The organism is Streptosporangium sp. CA-115845 (genome assembly GCF_050943795.1).
Taxonomy (GTDB): Bacteria; Actinomycetota; Actinomycetes; order Streptosporangiales; family Streptosporangiaceae; genus Streptosporangium.
In genome coordinates, this window is sequence record NZ_CP191988.1 from 7,262,929 (window position 1) to 7,286,639 (window position 23,711).

Genomic DNA, 23,711 nt, shown 5'->3' on the forward strand with positions numbered 1-23,711 from the left:
CACATTTCCCTTATAGCCCTATGTCAAGACCGGGCGGCACGCGCTGGACCCGGTGTGCACGTCTCACGCCGGGACAAGACGGAGCCGCCCGCAGGCCCGCTCGAACTGCTGAGCGGGATCACCCAGATACGACCACGGCAACCGGCTGACCCTGCCCCCGGTACGCGTCAGGTGCCCGCGCGCGGGCCTGCGCAGGTCGGCCAGATAGAAGGCGGCCCCGAACAGGTTGTGCGCCTCTATGGACCGTGGATGGCTGTCGCCGCCCAGCCAGCGGCCCGCGTGCGAGACGATCTCGCGCAGCGCCCCGTCCGAGAACCACCCTCCGCGCGACATCGGTGACCGCTCGGCGGCCACCTGTTCGAAGTGCGCCAGCGGCAGCAGGGCCGCCATCGGGTCCCCGTCGGGCGCCCGCGACACGGCCTGCCTGGCGAACTCCAGCATCTCCTGGGCGCTGCCGCCCCAGGCCGGTGACAACGTCATGAGCCTGGCCACATTGGCCGGGAACAGCGTCGGATAACGGCGAACGGTTTCAAACCAGACCGCGTCCTTCTCCTGGCGCGGCCGGTCGAGGCCGAGATAGAGCCACATGATCGACTCCCAGGGCACCGGATCGGACGGCACGAGCGCCGCCGCGGTGAAAAGCGGCTGCCTGGCTCTCTCCATCGCCGCCTGGAACGCCTGCAGACGCTGCGCCTGCACGGCCCGGGCCTTGACATCCGGCTTGATCGTCCAGGCTTCCTCGATGCGGGTACGCCCGAGCCAGAGCCACAGGTCGGGGTTGGCCCGATCATGGAGCGCCAGCGTCTCAATGGCGCCACTGTGGCCGACGGCCGCCCTGGCCAGCGCCTCGACCCTGAGCGCGCGCCTCTCCGGATCGCCACGGGCCACGCCGAGCGTGAACGTACCGCTCTCGAATACCCTCCGGCGCACCGCGGCGACCGCGTCGTCGAGCATCACGTCCGCCCACGGACGATCGACGATCACCCGCAGCCTCCGGGCGCGAATCCTGTCAACGTCGGCCACACCCATGAGGCGGGAGCCTAGAAGTTCGTTTCACACCCCGTGCTACCGACCTATTACACCGGCGTTAATGACGTTGGGCCCGCACCGAACAGTGCGGGCCCTCTGTCAGAGAACCTCAGTCAAGGTAGTCACGCAGGACCTGCGACCGGGACGGGTGGCGGAGCTTGGACATGGTCTTGGACTCGATCTGCCGGATGCGCTCGCGCGTCACCCCGTAAACCTTGCCGATCTCGTCCAGCGTCTTCGGCTGGCCGTCGGTCAGGCCGAAACGCATCGAGACCACGCCCGCCTCGCGCTCGGACAGCGTGTCCAGAACGGAGTGGAGCTGCTCCTGCAGGAGCGTGAAGCTGACCGCGTCGGCGGGGACGATGGCCTCGGAGTCCTCGATGAGGTCACCGAACTCGCTGTCCCCCTCCTCACCCAGCGGGGTGTGCAGGGAGATCGGCTCGCGACCGTACTTCTGGACCTCGACGACCTTCTCGGGGGTCATGTCGAGCTCGCGGGCCAACTCCTCGGGAGTGGGCTCGCGCCCCAGGTCCTGAAGCATCTGCCGCTGGACGCGGGCCAGCTTGTTGATCACTTCGACCATGTGGACCGGAATGCGGATGGTCCGCGCCTGGTCGGCCATGGCTCGGGTGATCGCCTGCCGGATCCACCACGTGGCGTAGGTGGAGAACTTGTAGCCCTTGGTGTAGTCGAACTTCTCCACCGCGCGGATCAGGCCCAGGTTGCCCTCCTGGATCAGGTCCAGGAAGAGCATGCCGCGGCCGGTGTAACGCTTGGCCAGCGAGACCACGAGACGGAGGTTGGCCTCCAACAGGTGGTTCTTGGCCCGGCGGCCGTCCTCGGCGATCCACTCCAGCTCGGCGCGGACGTCGACCGGGAGCCTCTCGCCGTCGGTTCCCAGCTGCTCCTCGGCGAACAGACCGGCCTCGATCCGCTTGGCGAGCTCGACCTCCTGCTCCGCGTTGAGCAGGGGGACCTTGCCGATCTGCTTGAGGTAGTCCTTGACCGGGTCGGCGGTGGCGCCGGCGGCGGCGACCTGCGGCACCGGGGCGTCATCGTCGTCATCGGAGAGGATGAGGACCTCGTCCTCGTTGACCTCGATGGCCTCGGCCTTGGGCTCCTCCTCGGTCTCGACCTCGGCTTCCACCTCGACCTCGACCTCGACGACGGCCTCCAGGTCGAAGTCCTCAAGCTCGACGTCCTCGAGCTCGATGACCTCGTCGTCATCGCCGGCGAGCGACTTCGACTCGGACGCGGGAGCCGGAGCGGCCACCTCGGGGCCGGCCTTCTTCGGCGGGGCCGGAACCGGCTTCTTGGCAGCCGGGGCGACCTTCTTGGCCGGCGCCGCGGGCCTCTTGGCCGCGGGGACGGGCTTCTTGGCCGCTGCCGCGGGCTCGGAGCCGCCGACGACCGCGGTGACGGTCTCCGGCTGCTCCTTGGCCGCCGCGGCGGTCTTGGTCTTCTTGACGGCGGCGGGCGCAGCCGGGGCGGTACGACGCTTGGCCGGAGTGCGGGACTTCTTGGGAGCCGCGGAGTCCTCGGCGGTCAGCCGTACGGTGATGCCCTCTTTGCTGAGGCTTCGCAGGATTCCAGCGACCTGCGCCATCGGAATGTCCGCTTCCTCGACGGCCTTGCGGACATCCTCGGACTCGAGGAACCCCTGCGAGCGCCCCCGCTCCATCAGCTGCTGAATGACGGGCTCGTTCAGCTCGGATGGCTTCGAGCGAGTCGAACTTGCAGGCGACACGAACACCTCTCGAAGGAAAGCGAGACGAGAATGGACCCAGATGCCCAACTAGGGGCACTTCTACCTCTAGTTGTGGTTAGCGAGGCCGCGCGAACCGCGACGCACCTGTCCAGCATTGTGGCATGACACCGTGATCCATACGGCCGCCTCCTGGCGGTTGCCCTCCACCCTAGGCCGACCAAGAGAGTAGTGCGTACGGAAGCGAGGCACCGATACCCGAAAGCAACCGTTATGACTGTTTCATTCAGTCACTCTTCGTGGCGGCGGGAACGTGAATCGCGAGCACCGTGACGTCGTCATCCTGCTCATATCCAGACAACATCCGGTCGACAAGGAAATCTAGCAACATGTGAGGGCTTCCGACCACTTCAGCCGGCGCTTCGGTCACAACAGAGCAAAGATCAGCGAGTCCGGCATCAAGACCACGTTTCCGGTTCTCCACCAGACCGTCCGAATACAGGACGGCGGTGTGGCCCGGCGGGACACAGAACCTGAACTGCCTGCGACTCGTGGGCCAGCCCAGCGGGGTGCCCGGCTCGCCGTCGCACAGTATCGGCACGCCCTCAGGGGAGACCAGCAGGGGCGGCGGGTGACCGGCCAGCGCCAGCGTGCCCTCTCCGGTACCGGGCTCGACGACCATGTAGGCGAGGGTCGTGACCTGCTCCTCCTCCTCGGTCGCCTCGAAGACCCGGTCGAGGCCGGTGAGGACCGCCGCGGGCGGCGGGTTGGTCAACGCCAGGGCCCGCATGGCGTTGCGGATGCGGCCCATCCCCGCCGCGGCCTTGACGCCCTTGCCCATGACGTCGCCGACCACCGCCGCGACCCGGCCGTCCTGGAGCACGAACGCGTCGTACCAGTCACCGCCGACCTGCACATGGCGGCTTCCCGAGCGGAACCGCTGGGCCAGGACCAGCCCCCTGACCACCGGCAGGCGATCGGGCAGCAGGCTGCGCTGGAGCGTCTCGGCGGTGCGGTGCTCGCGCTCGAACAGGGTGGCCCGCTCCACGGCGAGGGCGCACTGCCCCGCGAGCGCCTCCAGGAACACCCCGTCCTCCTGGGAGATCTTCTGCGGGCGGGTGAAGGAGAATCTCAGTGCCCCGAGCGCGCGACCCGCGGCCAGCAGCGGCAGGCCCACCCAGGCCCGCTCGTCACTGTGTGCGATGAAACCGGTGATGCTGTCGTCATCGCCGCCCGCGTCGACCAGCTGGGACCGCAGGCTGTCCGGCGACTCGGCGAAGACCGGGCGCCGGCTGTTGACCGCCATGGTCATCACGCTGGAGTGTGACAGCGGGATCTCCTCGCCGGGCGCGCCCGGAACGTCGGGGATGCCACCGCTGTTGACCAGCTTCAGCGCGGCCCGGTCGACGTCGAGCAGCGCCACGGCCGACCGGTCGGCGGCCAGCGCCGTACGACCCACGTCGATGATGACCTGGACCACCTGCTCGACGGTGAGCGCCTCGGCGAGCAGCGCCGTGGCGCCCTGCAGGCGCGCGGTCCGCAGGGCCGCGGCGCCGAGCTGATCGGTCAGGCGGCCCCGCATCTCCTCGGCCTCGCGCTGCGGGGTGACATCGGTGTTGGCTCCCACCCATTCGACGACCCGGTTGTGCCGGATGATCGGGACGGCGCGCACCTCGAAGTGCCGGTAGCCGCTGGCCCGGGTGCGGACCCGGTAGCTCCACTCGAACATGATCCGGCCGCGCAGCGCCTCACGCCAGGCCTCCTCGGTGTGCGGGCGGTCGTCCGGGTGGACGGCCTCCAGCCAGCCGTGGGTCAGGTACTCCTCCAGCCCCTGGCCGGTGATGGCCCGCCACTGCGGCGCGTCCTCCTCCACGACGCCGTTGGGCGCGGTGATCCAGACCAGCTGGGACTGGGCCTCGACCAGCGAGCGGTATCGCTCCTCGCTGCGCCTGAGATCCTCCTCGACCTGCCTGCTGTCGGTGATGTCGACGCCGACCAGGCAGATCGCGCGCAATGCGCCCTTGTCGTCGTGGATCGGGGAGAAGGTCAGCGACCAGTGGTGGGTCTCACCACCGACGGTGCGCACCCGGATCCGCTGGTCGCCGTCGACCGAGGCTCCCGCGACCATGCTCCGCACCGAGCCCTCGATCAGGGCGGTCAGGTCGGCGGAGAGCAACTCACCAGGGGCCCGGCCGACCAGGCGCTCGGCGGGCAGGCCGACCACGTTGGCGAAGACCTCGTCGACACGCTCGAAGCGACCTCCAGGGTCGAAGAACGCGAAGGCGAACGGCGACTGTGACAGCAGGCCCTGCAGCAGGCCGGAGTCTGAGATGTCCACACCCGACTCCCGGGGACGGGGCACGGAGGTTTCGGCGCTCATGGTCGGCACCTCCGTCGCGTGCCAGGGTCTCCCACGAGGCACATCTCCAAACTTGCGAATTGGCGTAGCGCGGCTCCGGGGGACCGGATCCTGGAGTACATCATCGGCGATGGGCAGGTGCGGACGGAAGCCCCGCCCAAGATGCGGTCAGCACACCCCGGGAACGCCACCGCTCCGATGACCGGGATCCCCGGGCCGACGCGCCGGGGCTCCCGTACGGGCGGCGACCAGTCGGCGTTGCGCCTTCGAACGTTTGCGGCCAGGACCCTAGCAGGATCGCGCCGGACCGTCCCGGCAACTGCTCACCTCATCTCCGTCGGGCTTGCAGGCGAGATCAGGCTACTGACTCGCCGTCAATTCGGCTCCCTCTTCGGGGACACTCGCTTACTCCACTGTTGCAGGATTCAGTCAAGATACGGGGCCAGCTTCCCATATCAGGGTGCCGAGGGTTGACACTCCCGAGATAAGTTGTGGAATGAGAACGCACGTCCCCGCCGACACATCCGGGGGATGCTCCCGGGAAACTCCGGAGGAATGCGACATCCATGCCCGTTCTTGCCACCCGCTCCACCGGGCCTTCAACGACTTATCACGAGCCGGTGACCTCTCACCTGGCCGCCGAGTTCCTGACCGTTCCCGTCGAGACCGTCGGCAGGTGCGTGGCAGAGGTCTGTGCCTGCGCGGAGCACCTCGGCATCGAGGCGACGCCCGAGGTCGTCGAGCGTGTCGCCCGCGAGCATCTACTCGCCCTTGTCAACTCCGCGCCGCCGCCCCGCGGTCCCCGGTAGCATCGGGGAACCCGGCCGTCTCTACGCACCGTTTGGACCGGGAATGCGAGAAGGTTGGGACGTGAGCGAGCGAAGCGAGCGGGCCGATCCGCACGGCGACGGCCGCGCTGAGCTCACGCGGCCGACGGGGGAGGCTGAGACTGCTTGAGCCGGCGACACCGTCGAGACCCCAGAGAGAGCCAGTCCCCTGAGGCGGTCTTCTCCGAGATGTTGCTCGCCGCTCGCGAGCTGCTGGCCGTACGCAGCCCGCTGGACGCCGAACTCATGGTCTCCGACATGGTCGGAGCCTGGTGGGGGCGCCGGCTGAAACGCGGGGACGCCGAACAGGTCCTCGGCGAGGGCCTGGTCGACTACGCGGCCAAGGCCGGCTCGCCCGCCGCGCTCACCCTGCTGATCGCGCTGGCCTACCTCGGCACGGCTCGCCAGGCGGCCAAGGCGGAGGGCGCCGCGCTGGCGCTCATGGAGCGCGGCGTGGCCAGGCCCCGCTGGGCCGACCGGCTGGGCGCGGTCAAGACGACCGGCTGCTTCGTCTCCCGCGACGCCTACGGCGACCAGGACACGGTGGTGTGCACCTTCGGCTACCGGGGCGCCGACAGCGGCGAGGACCGGCACGCGCTGGTCGTGATCGTCGACTACAACATGCGCGGCATCGCCCGTGACGCCTGGGTCTCATCGCACGTCGACAAGCTGCTGGAGCAGGCCAGGGCCGAGGCCGAGGACAACCCGATGCTCAGGTTCGGCCAGATCGAGCCGCAGCAGGCCAGGGCGCTGCTCGAATCGGCGATGAAGGCCACCGCGGAGTACGGCCACCGCAGGACGGCCGCGCCGGTCAGCGACAGCTACAGCGCCTACCACGCCTTCGCCAGGTCCCGGATCAAGGCGCTGCCGCCCGGCCGGAAGCGGCCGGCCCCGCTGCACAGCGAGGCCCCCTACAGCCGCGACCGCCGGGCGATGCTGGCCGCCGAGTTCCTCTCCTCGGACGCGGCCGAGCACCTGTCCGACCCCTCCGCGGCCTCCCGATGCGCCGACCACATCATCGACTACGGCTGCGACCAGGATTTCGGCCGCCCACTCCGGGTCAGCCCGACCAAGTGCGAGACCTTCCTGCTCGACTGGCTGCCGCGCAAGGTGATGCTCACCACCGCCGAGCAGGAGGCGGTGCCGCACGTGCTGGGCGCCTGGGCGCGTTTCGCCGCCGGCCGGACCGGGCTGCCGGACGAGGGGCTGCGAGCCACGCTCGACGCGGTCTGGGAGGCGACGGGCAAGTTCGCCGAGTCCTACCGCGATCCGACGACCTTCGGGCTCGACCGCGACCTGCTCGACCGGCTGCTGCCGGACGGCGACCTGTCGGCACTGGCCAGGCGGGTGTTCGCGTTCCCTTTCCTGCAGGGCACGCACGGCGAGATCCAGCTCGGCCTGCTCAACCCCGCGGACGACGCCGACCGGCGGATCCTGCTGGGCATCGACCACGCGGGCGAGCCCACCCGGCCCGACCACGACGAGCATCTCGCCTGGCACGAGGAGATCGCCGCCCGGCTGTGGGAGGGCGATCCGCCGCAGCTCTGGGAGGCCGCGCAGCGGCTGCTGGACCTGGGCCACGACCGGCACGACGTGCTGCACGTGCTGATCGAGATCGCCGAGCGCATCGGCGACGACCCCGAGGAGCTGGCCATCGCCCTCGATGACATCGCGGACATTCCCGATGAACCTCCGATGTAGGTGAGTCATGATGATCGATCTCAACGCCGATCTGGGCGAGGGCTTCGGGATCTGGCGGCTGGGCGAGGACGCGGCCCTGCTCGAACTGGTGACCAGTGCCAACATCGCCTGCGGGTTCCACGCGGGTGATCCGCTGACCATTCGCCGCACGTGCGCGGCGGCGATCGACCGGGGGGTCGCGATCGGCGCCCAGGTGTCCTACCGGGACCTGGCCGGGTTCGGCCGCCGCGAGATGGACGTCGACCCTGAGGAGCTCTGCGCCGAGGTGCTCTACCAGCTGGGGGCGGTGGACGGCATCGCCAGGGCGATGGGCGGCCGGGTCTCCTACGTCAAGCCGCACGGCGCGCTGTACAACCGGATCTGCCGCGACCCCGAGCAGGCCGGGGCCGTCGTGGCGGCGGTGGCCGACTACGACCGGGACCTGCCGCTGTTGACCCTGCCCGGCTCCGCCGTCCACGAGATCGCCGCCGGGGAGGGGGTCACCACGGTCATCGAGGCCTTCGCCGACCGCGCCTACACCGGTGCCGGAACGCTGCTCTCCCGCCGCTCTCCCGGCGCCGTGCTGCACGACCCCGGTACGGTCGCCGCCCGTATGGTGCGAATGGTGACCGAGGGAGTGGTCGAGGCGGTGGACGGCTCGCTGGTCCCCGTCAAGGCGCGCTCGATCTGCGTCCACGGCGACACCCCCGGCGCGGTGCTGGTGGCCCGGGCCGTCCGCGACGGCCTGGTGGACGCCGGGGTGACACTGAGGTCCTTCACGTGAGGGGCCGGCGGTGATCCGGCGGGCCGGGGAGCGGTCGCTGCTGGTGGAGACCGGCTCACTGGAGATCTCCCACCGGCTGGACGCCCTGCTGCGGGCCGATCGGCCGGCCGGGGTGGTGGAGATCGTGCCCGGCCCCGCCACGGTCCTCGTCACCGCGCCGGGGGCCGACCTGACGCGCCTGCGGGACCGGCTCCTTCACCTGCTGGAGGCGGGGTCCACGATCGGCGCGGACACCGCCGCGCCGGCGCCGGCCGTGACCATCCCGGTCGTGTACGACGGCGCGGACCTCGACGAGGTGGCCGTGCTGAGCGGCCTCTCCCCCAGGGAGGTGGTCGAGCGGCACACCGGGCGGGAACTGGTGGTGGGCTGGCTGGGCTTCGCCCCCGGGTTCGCCTACCTCACGGGGCTGGATCCCGCGCTGCGCGTCCCACGGCTGGACATCCCGCGAACCTCGGTGCCCGCCGGATCCGTGGCGGTCGCCGGCCCCTACTCGGCGGTCTACCCCTCGGCCTCCCCCGGCGGGTGGCGGCTGCTCGGCCGCTCCACAACGGCGGTCTGGGACGTGACCGCCGACCCGCCCACCCTGCTCACGCCGGGGACGCGGGTGCGTTTCCTGGCGGTCGGCGGGCCATGATCGAGGTGATCGCGCCGGGGCCGTACGCCACGGTGCAGGATCTTGGCCGGCCCGGGTACGCCCATCTCGGGGTGCCCCGTTCGGGTGCCGCGGACGAGCCGAGCCTGCGGCTGGCCAACCGCCTGGTCGGCAACCCGGAGGGCGCCGCAGGGATCGAGCTGACCTTCGGCGGCGCCCGGCTGCGCTTCACCACCGGGACGTGGGTCGCCGTCACCGGGGCCGCCTGCCCGCTGGAGCTCCTGCGACCGCACGGGACCGCCCCGGACGACGCGGCTCCCGGCGTGCCGGCCCCACAGGGGATGTGCGCGCCTTTCTGGGTGCCCGCGGGCGGCGAACTGCGCACCGGGACACCGGAAACCGGCCTGCGCACCTACATCGCCGTCCGTGGTGGCCTCGACACGCCCGTCACGATGGGGAGCCGGTCGGCCGACTCGCTGTCCGGGCTCGGCCCTCCCCCACTCCGCGCCGGAACGGTCCTGCCCATGGGGCCGACGGACGGCCTGCCGCCGATCACCGTGGACGCGGCGCCCTCGCCGGAGCTCGGAGCGGGCGTCCTGCTTGCCCTGCCGGGCCCCCGGGAGGACTGGTTCGTCCCCGGAGCCCTGGCCACCCTGTGCGCGGAGCCGTACGAGGTCGGCCAGGACAGCAACCGGGTGGGCGTGCGAATGCGCGGTGCCCGTCTGGAACGGGCCCGGGATGAGGAGCTGCCCAGCGAGGGCATGGTGGCCGGGGCCGTCCAGGTGCCGCCCAGCGGCCAGCCGATCGTGTTTCTCGCCGACCACCCGCCGACCGGCGGCTACCCGGTCATCGCCGTGCTGACCTCGGCGGGCCTCGCCAGGGCCGCCCAGCTCCGCCCCGGCGACCGGGTACGCTTCCGCCGCGGCTGAACCGCTCCTCAGCGGAGCCGGCGGGAGGGCACTTCGGACACGAGGTTCGGTGTTCGAACACGGAAGCCCCGGTCATGACGGCTTTCGAAGCCGGAGCCATCAGCGCAGCAGCTCGGCCACCCGCTCGGTCTCGGCTGCGAGAGCCGCGGCGGGCACCTCCTCCAGGAGATCGACGACGACCTTCTTGTCCTTGGCCTCCCAGATCCCGGCCACCCGGCCCTCGTGGATCACGACGGGGGAGATCCAGCCGGCGGCCCGGCTGACCCTCGCCTTCGCCTTGGCGGGCAGGAGGGGCTCCAGGTCACGAGGGGCGGCGAGGATGTACTGGTCGAAGCCTGGCAGGAGGTGGACCCCGGTGGCGGGCCGGGTGCCGGCCAGGTCGTCGAGGTGCTCGGCGAGCATGACCATCGGCCTGCCACCGACCTCGATCTCGGCCAGCTCGGGGGTGAGATCCCGGAACCAGCCGCGCAGCGTCCCCTTGCGGGCCGCCCCACGGTAGAGCCAGCCGTCGAACGTCTCGGGGGTGCCCGGGCCGTGGGCACCGAGGAAGGAGCGGAGCAGGCGCACGCCGCCCTCCTCGGCCGAGGGAAGCTCCGCCGGCCAGCCGGGCACCCAGTCGCGGGGGCTGACGAAGGTCACCCTCCCCTCGCGTGGCGGGCCGTAGCAGAGCTCACCGAGGAAGCTCAGCGGCTTGAACAGGGCGCCCCAGCCGGAGGTGAGCGCCTCCTTCAGGTGGGCGTCGCCGGTGATCTCGATGACCCCGTCGACCAGCTCCTCGCGAGTGAGGGCGCGGCCGGCGAGCGCCTTGGGCACGGCGTCGAGGATGGCGGCGACCTCGGCGGCGGTGACCCCGTGGCCCCGCTGCCAGGAGCCCTTGTCCCAGTTGCGGAACGAGCCGAGGACGGCGGCGTAGCAGGCCAGCTCGTCGGCGGGGACGAGGTGCAGGGTGCCGCGCGCCGTCCAGGTCTTGACCAGGCTGCGGTCTCGCCACAGGGCATCGTCGATCTCATCGGGTCTCGGCCGCGCGCTCCGCACGGCCACCGCCAAGCCGGCGGAGGAGGCCACCTGCGCCTGCACCCCGGTGAGCCTGCGCACGACGGAGACCGCGTCCGGCCCGTCTGCCGGGTCCACGAACTGCCGCTCCAACCGCCACGCGAGCACCTGGGGCCAGGTAACCGAGATAGCCATGGCCCACTTCTACACTCCGCCCCCGACAGAAAGCCCGCCCGTCCCGCTGCCGAGGGCCTCCCGGGGTCCTCGGGTATTCGGCCGTCCGAGGACCGCGAGACGCCCCGCCCGACCGGGCCACCCTGCACGGCCGCGTCACCGGGTGAAACCGATGTCCTGGTATCTCAGGTCGTAGAAGCCGCGGGCGCCGAAGTTGGCGACCGTGCTCTTGACCGCGACGTTCTGCGGTCGCTGGTAGAGCGTCACCACGTTGACCGCCTGCCAGATGAGCTTGTCGGCGGCGTTGGTGTCGGCGATGGCCCGCCCGGGGGCGAGGGCGGCGGTCGCCTTGTTCATGGCGGCGTCGATCTGCGGGGAGCCGATGCGGCCGAGGTTGGCGTTCCACTGCCCGGTGTCGTCCGGGCGCCTGGTGGCGTCGGCGTACTGACCGTAGGCGCTGGAGACGGGAAACGGTGTGCCCATGTATGCGAAGGCAGTGATGTCGTAATTGCCAGGAATTATGTATTTGGTGAAGTAGTCATCGGTGGGTACCGACTGGAGGGTGACCCCGACACCGATCTGGGCGAGCATGTCCTGGACGAGTTCGGCCTCGGACTTGGTGAGCTGCAGGCTGGACGGCAGGACGAAGCGCAGGTTCAGCTCCCTGCCGCCCTTCCTTCTGATCCGCCCCTCCGGCTTCCAGCCTGCGGCGTCCAGCTCCCGCCCGGCCTGAACGGGGTTGTAGGTACCGATCTCACCGGCGTTGTCCTGGTAGCCCTCCTGGGTGTTCATGAAGAAGTGGTTGTTCAGCAGGACGATCGGCCAGTCGAGGCCCTGGAGGTCGGACTGGGCGACGGCCTGGCGGTTGATACCCATCGCCACGGCCCTGCGTACCCTCCGGTCGGACAGCAGGGCGCTCTCGCCGTTCATCGTGATGTGCCGGAAGTCGGGCCCGGCCGCCTGCCGCACGATCGCGCCCGGGGTGGCCTTGACGCGCGCGTAGTCGGGCGCGGACGGACCGATGTCGAAGGTGTCGAGCTCACCGTTGCTGAAGGCCCCGACCAGCGCGTCACTCTCCAGAGAGCGGTAGATGATCTGATCCAGCTTGGCCCGCTCTCCCCACCAGCGGTCGTCCCTGGCGATGGTGACGGTCTTGGCGGTCGGATCGAACGAGACGAACCTGAACGGGCCGGCGGTCACCGGGATACGGTTCAGCCAGGCGTTGTTGAACGCCTCGGAGGTGGCGTTGGTGCTTCGGGGGTACAGCGGCGCGAACAGCGACTGCCAGTCGCCGAAGGGTTTGGCGAAGGTCACCACGACCTGGTGGTCGTCCTTGCCCCTGGTCACCTTCTCGATGTCCTGGTAGCCGGTGGTGCTCGCCACCCGGTAGTCGCCGTTGCGGCCGTTCATCGCCTGCCACTGGGCCCGGTAGTCCTCCCAGGTGATCGGGGTGCCGTCGGACCACCTGGCACGCGGGTCGAGGGTCAGGGTGACGACCTGCCTGGGGCCGTCCGAGGTGACCCTGCCCGCCGACAGGTAGTCGGTGTTCGGGGAGATCTGCCCCTTGGCGTCGGAGCGGAACGGCGAGGGCATGAGGGCGTCCATGACCTTCTTGACCGTCGCCAGGTTGCCGTCGACGTGGTTGAGGTTCCAGTTGGACGGATACTCGCCGAGCCCCCAGCGGAGCACCCCTCCGTCCACGACCCGGTCGCGGGCGACGGGGTTGACGTCGTAGGCCTTGATCGCCGAAATGGACCCGCTCCCCGCCCCGCCCCCGCCACCGCAGCCGGTCAGAACCGGCGAGACCGCCAGGACCACGGCCAGCGCGGTGGCGAGCGCGCCCACGCGCCGGATCGATGTCACTGTTTTCCTCCCGGAGGATACGACTGGGCGAACAGAAGGGCACTCGGCTGGATCATCCGGCGCCGGACCTCTCGGCGAAGTGGCACGAGACTCCGTGGTCGTCTCCGAGCCGGCGTACCTGGGGTTCCTGCTCCACGCAACGCCTTCTGACGGTCTCGTCGAGGGACCTGAACAGGGGACAGCGGGTGCGGAAGCGGCAGCCGGAGGGAGGATCGGCCGGGCTGGGCAGGTCTCCCTCCAGCAGGATCCGCCTTCTGGAGCGTTCCATGACCGGATCCGGCAGCGGGACGGCCGACAGCAGGGCCCGCGTGTAGGGATGCATCGGAGCGCCGTACACCCGGCCGGCCTGCCCGATCTCGGCGATCCTGCCGAGATACATGACCGCGATCCGGTCTGCGATGTGCCGGACCACGGCCAGGTCGTGCGCCACGAGCAGGTACGACAGGCCCAGGCGGGTCCTCAGCTCCTCCAGCAGGTTGAGCACCCCGGCCTGGATGGACACGTCGAGCGCCGAGACCGGCTCGTCCAGCACGACCAGCCGGGGCTCCAGGGCGAGAGCGCGGGCGATGCCGATGCGCTGACGCTGCCCTCCGGAGAAGTCCTGCGGATGGCGGGCGGCGTGACCGGCCTCCAAGCCGACCATGCCGAGCAGCTCGCGGACCCTCGGCCCCACCTCACGGCTGCCGTGCGTGCGCAGCGGCTCGGCGAGAATGTCGTAGACGGTCATCCTCGGGTCGAGCGAGGCCAGCGGGTCCTGAAAGACGACCTGCATGTCGCGCCGGACGGCCATCCGGTCACGGGCGCTCATCTGTGCGGTGTCGCGGCCCAGCACCGTGATCCCGCCGCTCTGCGGTGCGACCAGTTCGAGGATCTCCATCAGGGTGGTCGTCTTGCCGCAGCCCGACTCCCCGACCAGGCCGAGCGTCTCACCCTCGCGGATGTCGAAGCTGACACCGTCCACCGCGCGGACCGTACCGACCCGCCGCCGCAGGAGCCTCCCCTTCACCAGGGGATAGTGCCTGACCAGGCCCTCGACCGCCAGGACCACCTCACGCCCGCCACGCGGCCGTGACCGCTCCCCGGCGACGGGACCGACAGTTGGACCGACAGCGGGACCGGGGCCGGTCGCCTCCCCCGCGATGGCGCGCACACCGTAGATCTGGGCGGGTGACCACCCCTCCGCCTCGATCTCACCGGAGCGTACGCACGCCGCGAGGTGGCCGGGCGAGCCCACCCGTACCGGCTCGGGCTCGGACTCGGCGCACACCGGGACGGCGATCGGGCAGCGCGGCTCGAACGGGCAGCCCGGCGGCAGCGCCGCCGGTGACGGCGGGCTGCCCTCGATGGGCACCAGCGGCTGCTCCCGGCCGCGGTCAAGGCGCGGGATCGAACCGAGCAGGCCCATGGTGTACGGCATGCGGGTGCGGTAGTAGACCTCGTCCACCGAGCCGATCTCGACGGGGCGCCCGGCGTACATGACGAGCACCCGGTCGGCGAACCCGGCCACCACCCCCAAATCGTGGGTGATGATGACGATCGCCGCGCCCGTCTCCCGCTGCGCCGTCTTCAGCACCTCCAGCACCTGAGCCTGGATGGTCACGTCGAGCGCGGTGGTCGGTTCGTCGCAAAGGATCACGTCGGGGTCGTTGGCGATCGCCATCGCGATCACCGCGCGCTGGCGCATGCCGCCGGAGAACTCGTGCGGGAACGCCCTGGCGCGCTGCGCCGCGTTGGGGATGCCGACCAGGTCGAGCAGCTCGACGGCGCGCCTGGCGGCCTGCGCGGCGCCGATCCGCCGGTGGACGCGGACCGCCTCGGCGATCTGGTCGCCGACCCGGTAGACGGGGGTGAGCGCGGAGAGCGGGTCCTGGAAGACCATCGAGATGGTCTTGCCGCGGAACGCGGTGAGTGTCCTCTCCGGGGCGCCCAGGATCTCCTGTCCTCGCAGCCGCACCGACCCGGTGACGTGGGCGTGCGGCGGGAGCAGGCCCATCACGGCCAGCGAGGTGACCGACTTGCCGGAGCCGGACTCACCGACGATCCCGAGCACCTCGCCCGGACGGACCGCGTAACCCATTCCCCTGACCGCGCGGACCGCGCCGGGGCCCCGGCCGAAGGTGACGTCGAGGTCGCGCACCTCGAGCACGGGGCCGGCGGGCACGAGGTCGGTTCCGGCCCTCACCGGCAGGGGGTCGGCCCCGGCGCCGCGTCCGCCGGTCCGGCCGCTCCGGGATCTCGCGTCCGCGGTTCGCTCGCCTGTCATCCGCTCACCCACCCCTGCGGGCCGTGGGGTCGAAGGCGTCGCGCAGGGAGTCGCCGACCAGGTTCACCGCGAGCACGGTGACGATCAACAGGCCCGCACAGAACCAGAACGTCCAGGGGGCGTAGAGCGCCGTCTGGGCGCCGTCCGCGATGAGGCTGCCCAGCGAGACGTCCGGCGGCTGGATGCCGAAGCCGAAGTAGGAGAGGGACGTCTCGGTGAGGATCGCGGCGCTGACGTTCAGCGTGGCGTCGACGACCAGCAGCGAGGACATGTTGGGAATGATGTGCCGGAAGATGATCCTTGTCGGCGGCACGCCCATGAACCTGGCCGCCTGGATGAACTCCCGTTCCCTGAGCGAGATGGTCATGCTCCGGACGATCTTCGAGGTCACCATCCAGAGGAAGAGCGCCAGCACCAGCACGAACATCGGCCACTGTCCCCCGGCGAAGAGCGGGGACATGATCGCTAGGATCAGGAAGGCGGGGAGCACGAGCAGCAGGTCGGTCACCCAGGTCAGCGAACGGTCGGTCCAGCTTCCGAAGTATCCGGCGAAGGCCCCCACCACGGCCGCGAGCGCGGTGCCGACCACCGCGGCGAGCAGGCCGACGACCAGGGATCTGCGCATGCCGCGCAGCGTGACCGCGTACACGTCGGCGCCGGTCTGCAGGGTCCCCCACCAGTGCTCGGTCGACGGCGGCGCGAGAAAGGCCGTGAAGTCCTTGGCGGTGTAGGTCCAGCGGGTGAGGTAAGGGCCGGCGAAGGCCAGCAGGAAGATCAGCACGAGGAGCACGGAGCCGGTCCGGCCCCGGCCCGAGCGCAGGAGGCGGCCCATGACCACCCGCAGCCGTGAGGGCGCCTTGATCCTGTCCACGGACGCCCGCTGCTCGGTGAGCTCCTCCTCGGCGATGGTCATCTCCGGCTCACCCCACCCGGACGCGCGGGTCGAGGACGGCGTGGAGCACATCGGAGGCCAACGCGGCCAGCAGCACCGCCAGCGCGGCGAAGCAGCTGATCGCGGCGACGGTGTTGATGTCGTTGGTGGAGATCGAGTCGACCAGCTGCTCTCCCACGCCGTGCCAGCCGAAAATCTTCTCGGTGAAGGTGGTGCCGACCAGCAGCGCCCCGAAGGTGAAGGCGAAGTAGGTGACCGCCGGGATCAGCGCGGTACGCAGCGCGTGCCGGGTCAGCGCGGCGCGGCGGCTCAGCCCCTTGGCCATGGCCGTGCGGATGAAGTCGGCGCCGAGCACATCGAGCATCATGTTGCGCTGGTAGCGGCTGTAGACGGCGGCCAGGCCGAGCGAGAGCGACAGCGTGGGCAGCAGCAGATGCTGGATCCGGTCGATCCCGGCGGCGGCGAACCCGCCCTGGAGCCCGGGGGTCGCCTCTCCGCTGACGAGGAGGATCTGGGCGCCGACGGCCTCGTTGAACCGGACCGCGGCGATGATCAGGATGTTGGCCAGCACCACCGTGGGGATCGCGAGGACGACGAAGGAGAGACCTGTCGAGAGCCGGTCGAAGGCGCCGTACTGCTTGACCGCGGCGTAGGCGCCGACGAGCACGCCGGTGACGCTGCCGACGACCAGCCCGACCGTGATCAGGCGCAGGGTGACGCCGATCCGGCGCCCGAGGTCGTCGCCAACCGAGCCGCCGGCCACCGTCCTGCCGAAGTCGCCGTGCGCCAGGGCGCCCGCCCAGGTCAGGTAGCGCTCGAAGAGCGGGGTGCGGTCGTTGAGGTTGAGGTCGGTGAGGCGGGCGTCGACGACCGCGGGGGGGATCGGCGGGTTGCGGCCCTCGTAGTTGGATCGCGGGTCGAGCGCGGAGGCGGCCAGCATGTAGGCGAGGCTGGTGGCCACGACGATCAGCACCAGATAGTTGAGCAGCCTGCGGGCAAGGAATCCCGTCATCTTTCCTCCTCCGGAGCCCCACCGCTGTCGGTGACCATCTTGCTACACTCAGCGACCGATGGGCTGCATAGCGTACCGAATCGGAGGGATCTCGGTGAACGATGACGCCGGTCGGACCCGGAATCACTTTCCGGAGAGTTCGTCCACGGCGGCGCGCAGGTCAACGCTGGTGATGGTGGTCAGGTCGGCGGCGGTGGCGGTGGCACCGCCCAGGGCGGCCAGGCGGACGTCCCTGCGCATCGCCGCGCGCTCGAAGAGCGAGCGCGCGAACCTGCCGTTGCCCAGGCCGTCGATCAGGCCCTCGTCGCAGACCCAGGCGAAGACCTCGGCCAGGTCACGCCGGGCGGCGTCGTCGAACCTGTCACCCGAGGAGTCGGCGAGCAGCACCGCGATCTCGGTGAGCTCCTCGGCGGAGTACGAGGGAAACCGCACCCGCTGGCTGAACCTGCTGCCCAGGCCGGGATTGGACGACAGGAAGGTGTTCATCTCCCGCTCGTATCCGGCCAGGATGATCACCAGCCGGTCGCGGTCGTCCTCGGCCCGCTTGAGCAGCGTCTGCACGGCCTCGGTGCCGAAGGCGTCGCCCCCGCTGTAGCCGGAGTTGACCAGGCCGTAGGCCTCGTCGACGAAGAGCACTCCGCCGAGCGCCCGGTCGACCAGCTCGTTCGTCTTGATCGCGGTGGCGCCGAGGTGCTGGCCGACCAGGTCGGCCCGCTGGGCCTCCACCACGTCGGGCTGGGCGAGCAGGCCGAGCGCGGCGAAGATACGGCCCAGGATGCGGGCCACCGTGGTCTTTCCGGTGCCCGGCGGCCCGGCGAAGACGAAGTGCCGCAGCTGCGGCGGGGTCGGCAGCCCTCGCTCCTGACGCATCTTGGCCACTCTGAGCTGCGCGGCGATCGCGTGCACCTGCCGTTTGACCGGTTCGAGACCCGCCATGCGGTCGAGGTCGGCCAGCGCCTCCTCAAGGGAGGGCGCGGCCTGGTAGCCCCGGTAGCGGGCGGTGAGCTCGTCGAAGGCCTTGACGACATCCTCCAGGGCCGTGGTGACCAGGTCCTCAGTGGTGGGCGCGCCGCCCGCCCCCACCACGCGCACATCCCTGGCCTGCGCGGCGGCCTCCACGAGGCTGCGGACGAACCGGGCGTTGCCCAGGTCGTCGACTATCGAGCGCCGGTGGATGTCCTCGAATCGGGCGAGCAGCGCGGGCTCGGCCTCCGGTGACAGCCGGTCTCCCCGGCGCCTCTGCAGCAACCCGGTGATCTGGAGCAGCTCATCGGGGGCGTAGCTGGGGAAGCGGACCCGGCTTGCGAACCGGCTGGACAGGCCGGGGTTGGACAACAGGAAGGTGGCCATCTCCTTCTCGTATCCGGCCAGGATGACGACCAGCCGGTCGCGGTCGTCCTCAGCCCGCTTGAGCAGCGTCTGCACGGCCTCCGCACCGAACCTGTCCGGCTGGCCGTCACCGGAGTTGATCAGGCTGTACGCCTCGTCGATGAAGAGCACTCCGCCGAGCGCCCGGTCGACCAGCTCGTTCGTCTTGATCGCGGTGGCACCGAGAAACTCCCCCACCAGGTCGGCCCGCTGGGCCTCGACCACGTAGGGGGTCTCCAGCAGGCCGAAGGCGTAGAAGATCTTCGCGACGGTCCTGGCCACGCTGGTCTTGCCGGTGCCCGGGGGGCCGACGAACACGAAGTGCCGCATCGGTGGCTCGGTGGAGTATCCGGCCTCCCTGCGCAGCCTGGCCGCCTCGATCGAGGCGGCGATCGAGCGCACCTGCTCCTTCACCGGGGCCAGGCCGATCATGGCGTCCAGCTCTCCGAGCGCCTCCTCCACCGAGATGGGCGGCGGCGCCTCCCGCTCGCCGGTCACGGCGGCGGGTGCGGGGGGAACGCCCCCGCGGACCCTGAGCCCGGCCTGGCTCCGCTCCCCCACCGCCGACGCCGCCCGCACCCGGCGGGCCTGGAGGAAGCGCTGGACGAGCACCCCGGCCGCCACCGCGTACGCGACCCAGATGGCGGTGACCGGCGCGAGCCCGGGGATGAGCACGCCGAGTAGGACGGCCACCAGTCCGGCGGGCACCAGTGCCATGGCCGTGCTCACCCACGGGGTGACCCAGCGGATGAGGTGGGCCGCACCGGCCACCAGTGGGGCGAGGATCATCAGCGCGGTCGGGATCGGCGAGTTCCAGCCGGACGCGCCCTGGAAGATCATCAGCGCCGACAGCCAGGCGAGCACCACGAGCAGGGTGGCCGCGGCGCGGGGAAAGCTCAGGGTCAGCGCCGCGAAGCCGAGCAGCGTCAGCGTGACGAAGAGCGTGTTGAGCACCGACCAGCCGAGGCCGAACGCCAGCCCGACCGCTCCGACCAGCACCGCGACGTAGATCAGCCTGCGCAGAGGCGGCGAGAGCCGGAAGTAGCCCAGCCGCACCCGCTCGAACAGATCCCGTGCGGCCGCGCGCCCCGCCGGCTGGGCCCTGCTGGATTCCCGCATCACGCCTCCCCGGTCCGCCCCCGGTTATACCGCACCGGGAGGACGTTTGCGCGTGCCTGGGCGTCGCGCCACGCCGCCGCGCGGGCACGATCAGATATGTGGACGAGAACGGATGAAATCCACGTTCGAGGTGGCAAGCTGCCACCGGTGCCGCACCGGTGGCCACACCCTTCCCTGTGCCGCCTCCGCGCCCCTCGCACGGCGGTTCGCGCCCGTGTTCCCGCCGGGTGGGAGTACCCGGTCCCCGCGCCCGTCCTTCCCGGGGAACCGGCCGGGTGACGGGCATGGGAATGTCACCGCCGGGCAAGGCGGTCCGCGCTCCCGACGGCCGCCCGGCCTGGCGCGGCCGCGCTTTCGGGGTGCGGCTCAGCCTCGGCGGACACGGCCCTGGTGCCGGCCGGGATATTCACCGACCACGACCTGCTTGGGGGTGATCCTCAGCAGGCCGGCCTCGGTGTCGCCGATCGCGATGCCGCGTACCTCGGCCCAGAAGCTGCGGCCCTGCGGGTCCGCGACGAAGACCGCCACTCTGGGATCGCGCTCGGCGGCCTCCCACGCGTCGGAGGCGGCGATCAGGCGTAACTCGCCGCTCGGGCCGACCGAACCGACCGCGCCGACGGCCAGCGCGCGCGGGCCGCTGGGGTCGGCGTAGGCGAGCACCACCCCCCGCGCGCGGGTGAAGGCCGCGCGTACCTCCCCGCTGAGCCCCACCGGCGGGGAGGCATCGCCGGGCAGGCGGCCGCCGCAGCCGTCGCACATGACCAGCGAGGCGCGCCAGGGACCCGGCGCACCCCGCCACCACGCCCGCACCGACCTCGTGGCGAACACCGCCGACGAGACGGCCGGCAGCACGGTCCCGGCCCGCCAGGCCCACTCGCCCGCCTGGGCGAGCCCGAGTGTGGTGACCGCGGCCGCCATGCCGAGCAGGAGCGCGGCCGCGGCGGACAGGGCCAGCGCCACCGCCAGCCCGCGGTCCGCTGCCAGCACCCTGCCGAGGCCCAGGGCGGGACCGGCCCCGCGGTACGCCCGGCCGAGCACGAGCGGCACGGCGAGCGCGGCGAGCGCCCAACGCCGTTCGTCCAGGACCGCCACCACCAGCACGACCGTCACCGGTACCGACCAGATCCGGCCCGCCACCAGCCAGAGGGTCACGTTGACGTCCCGCCTGGCCGTACGGTCGTCACCGGCCGCGGCGAACTCGGCCAGCGCCCTGACCGGCCGCCCGCGCCAGGCATCGACGAGCACGCGCAGGACGAGCAGTACGGCGCCGTTGAGGAGCACCAGCCCGGCGAGGCCCGCCCAGAGCGCCCCCGTGGCGTCCGGCGGCGGTCCGGCCAGGAGCGGTGGGACCTCCGGTGGGAGGGTGGCGACGACCGCGACGTACGCGGCCACGACGACCAGGGTGATCAGGATCGACGTGCCGAGCCAGAGGTCGCGGGCGAGCATGCCGGGCACGTACGACCAGAGCCCGACCCGGTGCGCCTGCCTGAGGGTGATCACCAGGACGGCGAGCGGCACCAGCCCGCCACCGATCCTCGCCACGCCTGCCAGGCCGAACCCGAACTCCGCCGCGCAGACCGCGACGAGGGCGACGGCCAGCAGGATGCGGATCTGCCGCGACCATGTCTCCAGGGCGCGCCTGGCCCGACCCGTCTCACGGGGGTCGACCGGCCAGGCGGGGTCGTGGTGAGCGCGTGGGCGCTCCCAGCGCAACCAGGTCAGGCCGAGGTTGATCCTGGCGCCGGGATGGTCGGGCAGGCGGCGCAGCGCGTCACGGTAGGCGGCCCGCGCGCGGGGGTACTCACCGCGCAGCAGCGCGAGGTCACCGGTGAGAACATGCGGGTCCGGCTCCTCCGGCGCATAGCGGACGGCCCTGGCCGCCTGTGCCCGCGACTCGCGCCAGCGGCCCGGCACCCTGCGCAGTGCCGCCCCCAGGCGCATCCGCGCGGCCCAGGAGCCCGGCGCGAGGCGTACCGCCTCCTCGGCGGCGGCCACGGCCTCCGCGTCGCGACCGAGCCGCTCGAACGCCAGGCTGGCGAGGCGGTATCCCCAGTCGGTTCCCGACTCGGATCGGGGGTCGAGGTCCAGCGCCCTGCGGGCGGCCTCCAGCGCGGCCTCGGGATGGTCACGGCCCAGCAACGCGGCGGCCACGGCACACCACTGCCGGGGGTCGTCGGGATCTCGGGGCGGCGGCACCGGGGCCGAGTCATGCCCGCCGGCCCCGCTCACCACGGCGGCTCACGGGCCTCACGCTGACTCCCCACGATCGCCATGGTCCGTGGGAGATCACCATTTGCCTAGATAACGGTATATGCCTGTATCTCTCTAGAGAGGTCACTCACAGTGTCACCGGAAACACGGATCGCCGATCGATCGCGAGACACAAGGTACACATATCCATGTAAATCCATCATCGAATGCCACCCCGCGCACTGCCGCACTTCGCCTAGGCTGCGACGTATGTTCGTCCAGGCTGACAACTCCTGAGCGGCCCATGACCACCATCATGGCCAAAGCCAGGGGTGGGGACGGCGGCTCACCGGCGCCCGGGGCCAGCCGGTGGTCGATCCTCGCCCTGCTCTGCTTCAGCCTGCTGCTGATCGCGGTGGACGCCACGGTGTTGCACATCGCGGTGCCCACGCTGACGGCGGCCCTGGAGCCGACCTCCGTGGAACTGCTGTGGATCATCGACGTCTACTCGCTGGTGGTCGCGCCGCTGCTGCTGACCTTTGGCACGCTCGGTGACCGCTACGGGCGCAAACGGCTGGTGCTGGCCGGATACGTGGTCTTCGGCGTCGCCTCGGCGGCGGCCGCGTTCGCCCCGACCCCGCTCGCGCTGATCTCGGCGCGGGCGCTGCTCGGCGTCGGCGGTGCCATGATCATGCCCGCCACCCTCTCCATCATCCGGCAGGTCTTCACCGACCGGCACGAGCGGGCGATCGCGCTGGGCGTGTGGAGCGCGGTGGCGGCGGCCGGGGCCGCGGTCGGCCCGCTCATCGGCGGGTTGCTCCTCGAGAAGTTCTGGTGGGGCGCCGTCTTCCTGATCAACGTCCCCATCCTGATGGTCCTGCTGCCCGCCGCGATCAGGCTTCTTCCCGAGATCCGGACGCGCTCCGACCGGCCGTGGGACGCGCCCAGCGCGCTGCTGTCGGTGCTGGGCATCCTCGGCGTGGCCTTCGGCCTGAAGGAGACGGGCGCCGGGCATCTCGGCGGGGTGGCGGTCCTGCTGGGCGGGGTCTGGCTGCTGACCTGGTTCGTCCGCAGGCAGCGGCGACTGGCCTTTCCCCTGCTCGACCTGGGCCTGTTTCGGCGACGGGCGTTCTGCGCCGGGGTGGGCGCCGTGCTGCTGACCGTCTTCGCCCTGGTCGGGCTGGAGCTCATGCTCGCCCAGTACCTCCAGCTGGTCCTCGGTGACAGCCCGCTCGGGGCGGCCGTACGGATGCTCCCGCTCATGATCGCCGCGATCGCGGGCGGCCTGGCCGGGGCTCGGCTACTGCGCTGGTTCGGGCTGCGCGCCACGATGAGCGGCGGGCTGGCGCTGACCGCCCTGTCCCTCGCCCCCACCCTGTTCTGGGGCACCGAGGGGCATCCGGTGGCCCTGACGTTCTGCTTCGTCGGCATCGGTTTCGGCATCCAGGTCGCCCTGCTGGCCGCCTCCGACACGATCATGTCGGCCACGCCCGAGTCACGCGCGGGCGGTGCCGCCGCGATCGAGGAGACCGCCTACGAACTGGGTGCCGGGCTCGGGGTCGCGGTGCTCGGCACGATCACCACGGTCGTGTACGCCCCCTCGCTGGGCCCGGTCCCCGGCGTCGCTCCCGAGACGATGCACCAGGCCCGCCAGTCGCTCGCCTCCGCCGCGCACATGGCGCAGGAGATCGGCGGCGGCGTAGGAGACGCACTGCTCTCCGCGGCCCGCGTCGCGTTCGTCGCGGGCCTGCACACGACGATCGTGGTGAGCGTGCTCCTGCTCGGCTGCACCGCACTGGCCGTGATGCTCCTGGTACCCCGCCGCCCCGAAGAAGACGGAGAGGGGAGTGACCCCTCGTGAGGGGTTTGGAAGGCCCTCGCTCGGTCATCTATCGGTCAAGCCTGGGCAGGAACGGTGAATCTAACCAGAAT

16 protein-coding genes are annotated in these 23,711 nt (G+C 71.3%); 6 read left to right on the top strand and 10 right to left on the bottom strand.

Features of this window, described 5'->3' with window-relative positions; genetic code table 11:
* Positions 1-63: 63 nt before the first annotated feature.
* The 3 genes from ACQP0P_RS34595 to ACQP0P_RS34605 form a co-directional block, all read right to left on the bottom strand.
* Positions 64-1,029: a hypothetical protein gene (locus ACQP0P_RS34595; protein ID WP_433363187.1), complete on the bottom strand. Its 966-nt coding sequence runs from the start codon at positions 1,027-1,029 to the stop codon at positions 64-66.
* A gap of 109 nt (positions 1,030-1,138) precedes the next feature.
* Positions 1,139-2,710 carry an RNA polymerase sigma factor gene (locus tag ACQP0P_RS34600; protein WP_433363190.1) on the bottom strand — a complete coding sequence of 524 codons (1,572 nt, stop codon included), beginning with the start codon at positions 2,708-2,710 and terminating at the stop codon, positions 1,139-1,141.
* 310 nt (positions 2,711-3,020) lie between these two features.
* Positions 3,021-5,114 carry a SpoIIE family protein phosphatase gene (locus ACQP0P_RS34605; protein WP_433363193.1) on the bottom strand — a complete coding sequence of 698 codons (2,094 nt, stop codon included), beginning with the start codon at positions 5,112-5,114 and terminating at the stop codon, positions 3,021-3,023.
* A gap of 599 nt (positions 5,115-5,713) precedes the next feature.
* On the opposite strand from ACQP0P_RS34605, the gene ACQP0P_RS34610 reads away from it, so the two are divergent.
* From ACQP0P_RS34610 to ACQP0P_RS34630, 5 genes are all read left to right on the top strand, one after another.
* Positions 5,714-5,902, top strand: coding sequence for a hypothetical protein (locus ACQP0P_RS34610; RefSeq protein WP_386274015.1), 189 nt, complete (start codon positions 5,714-5,716; stop codon positions 5,900-5,902).
* 207 nt (positions 5,903-6,109) lie between these two features.
* Positions 6,110-7,621: a hypothetical protein gene (locus ACQP0P_RS34615; protein WP_433382265.1), complete on the top strand. Its 1,512-nt coding sequence runs from the start codon at positions 6,110-6,112 to the stop codon at positions 7,619-7,621.
* A 7-nt stretch (positions 7,622-7,628) separates the two neighbouring features.
* Positions 7,629-8,384: a LamB/YcsF family protein gene (locus ACQP0P_RS34620; protein ID WP_433363196.1), complete on the top strand. Its 756-nt coding sequence runs from the start codon at positions 7,629-7,631 to the stop codon at positions 8,382-8,384.
* A 10-nt stretch (positions 8,385-8,394) separates the two neighbouring features.
* Positions 8,395-9,018 carry a 5-oxoprolinase subunit B family protein gene (locus ACQP0P_RS34625; RefSeq protein ID WP_433363199.1) on the top strand — a complete coding sequence of 208 codons (624 nt, stop codon included), beginning with the start codon at positions 8,395-8,397 and terminating at the stop codon, positions 9,016-9,018.
* Positions 9,015-9,905: a biotin-dependent carboxyltransferase family protein gene (locus tag ACQP0P_RS34630; RefSeq protein ID WP_433363202.1), complete on the top strand. Its 891-nt coding sequence runs from the start codon at positions 9,015-9,017 to the stop codon at positions 9,903-9,905. The genes ACQP0P_RS34625 and ACQP0P_RS34630 overlap by 4 nt, the downstream gene beginning before the upstream one ends.
* Positions 9,906-10,004: 99 nt before the next feature.
* Here ACQP0P_RS34630 and ACQP0P_RS34635 read toward each other — a convergent pair whose 3' ends face one another.
* From ACQP0P_RS34635 to ACQP0P_RS34665, 7 genes are all read right to left on the bottom strand, one after another.
* On the bottom strand, positions 10,005-11,093 hold the full coding sequence (locus tag ACQP0P_RS34635) for a winged helix DNA-binding domain-containing protein (RefSeq protein WP_433363205.1): 1,089 nt from the start codon (positions 11,091-11,093) through the stop codon (positions 10,005-10,007).
* A 135-nt stretch (positions 11,094-11,228) separates the two neighbouring features.
* Entirely contained in the window at positions 11,229-12,935 is a 1,707-nt protein-coding gene (locus ACQP0P_RS34640) for an ABC transporter family substrate-binding protein (protein WP_433363208.1), read from the bottom strand.
* Positions 12,936-12,987: 52 nt separating this feature from the next.
* Complete coding sequence (locus ACQP0P_RS34645) at positions 12,988-15,198, bottom strand: dipeptide ABC transporter ATP-binding protein (RefSeq protein ID WP_433363211.1); 2,211 nt, start codon at positions 15,196-15,198, stop codon at positions 12,988-12,990.
* Positions 15,199-15,202: 4 nt separating this feature from the next.
* Positions 15,203-16,111: an ABC transporter permease gene (locus tag ACQP0P_RS34650; RefSeq protein WP_433363214.1), complete on the bottom strand. Its 909-nt coding sequence runs from the start codon at positions 16,109-16,111 to the stop codon at positions 15,203-15,205.
* 7 nt (positions 16,112-16,118) lie between these two features.
* Positions 16,119-17,102 (bottom strand): ABC transporter permease, encoded by a 984-nt coding sequence (locus ACQP0P_RS34655; RefSeq protein WP_433363217.1) that lies wholly within the window; start codon positions 17,100-17,102, stop codon positions 16,119-16,121.
* 123 nt (positions 17,103-17,225) lie between these two features.
* Positions 17,226-19,589 carry an AAA family ATPase gene (locus ACQP0P_RS34660; protein WP_433363220.1) on the bottom strand — a complete coding sequence of 788 codons (2,364 nt, stop codon included), beginning with the start codon at positions 19,587-19,589 and terminating at the stop codon, positions 17,226-17,228.
* A 366-nt stretch (positions 19,590-19,955) separates the two neighbouring features.
* Positions 19,956-21,821: a hypothetical protein gene (locus ACQP0P_RS34665; protein ID WP_433363223.1), complete on the bottom strand. Its 1,866-nt coding sequence runs from the start codon at positions 21,819-21,821 to the stop codon at positions 19,956-19,958.
* Between the two features lie 262 nt (positions 21,822-22,083).
* Between ACQP0P_RS34665 and ACQP0P_RS34670 the strand changes: the two genes are divergently transcribed.
* The gene (locus ACQP0P_RS34670; RefSeq protein WP_433363226.1) at positions 22,084-23,640 is read left to right on the top strand and encodes an MFS transporter; all 1,557 of its coding nucleotides are present in this window, start codon (positions 22,084-22,086) and stop codon (positions 23,638-23,640) included.
* Positions 23,641-23,711: the final 71 nt, after the last annotated feature.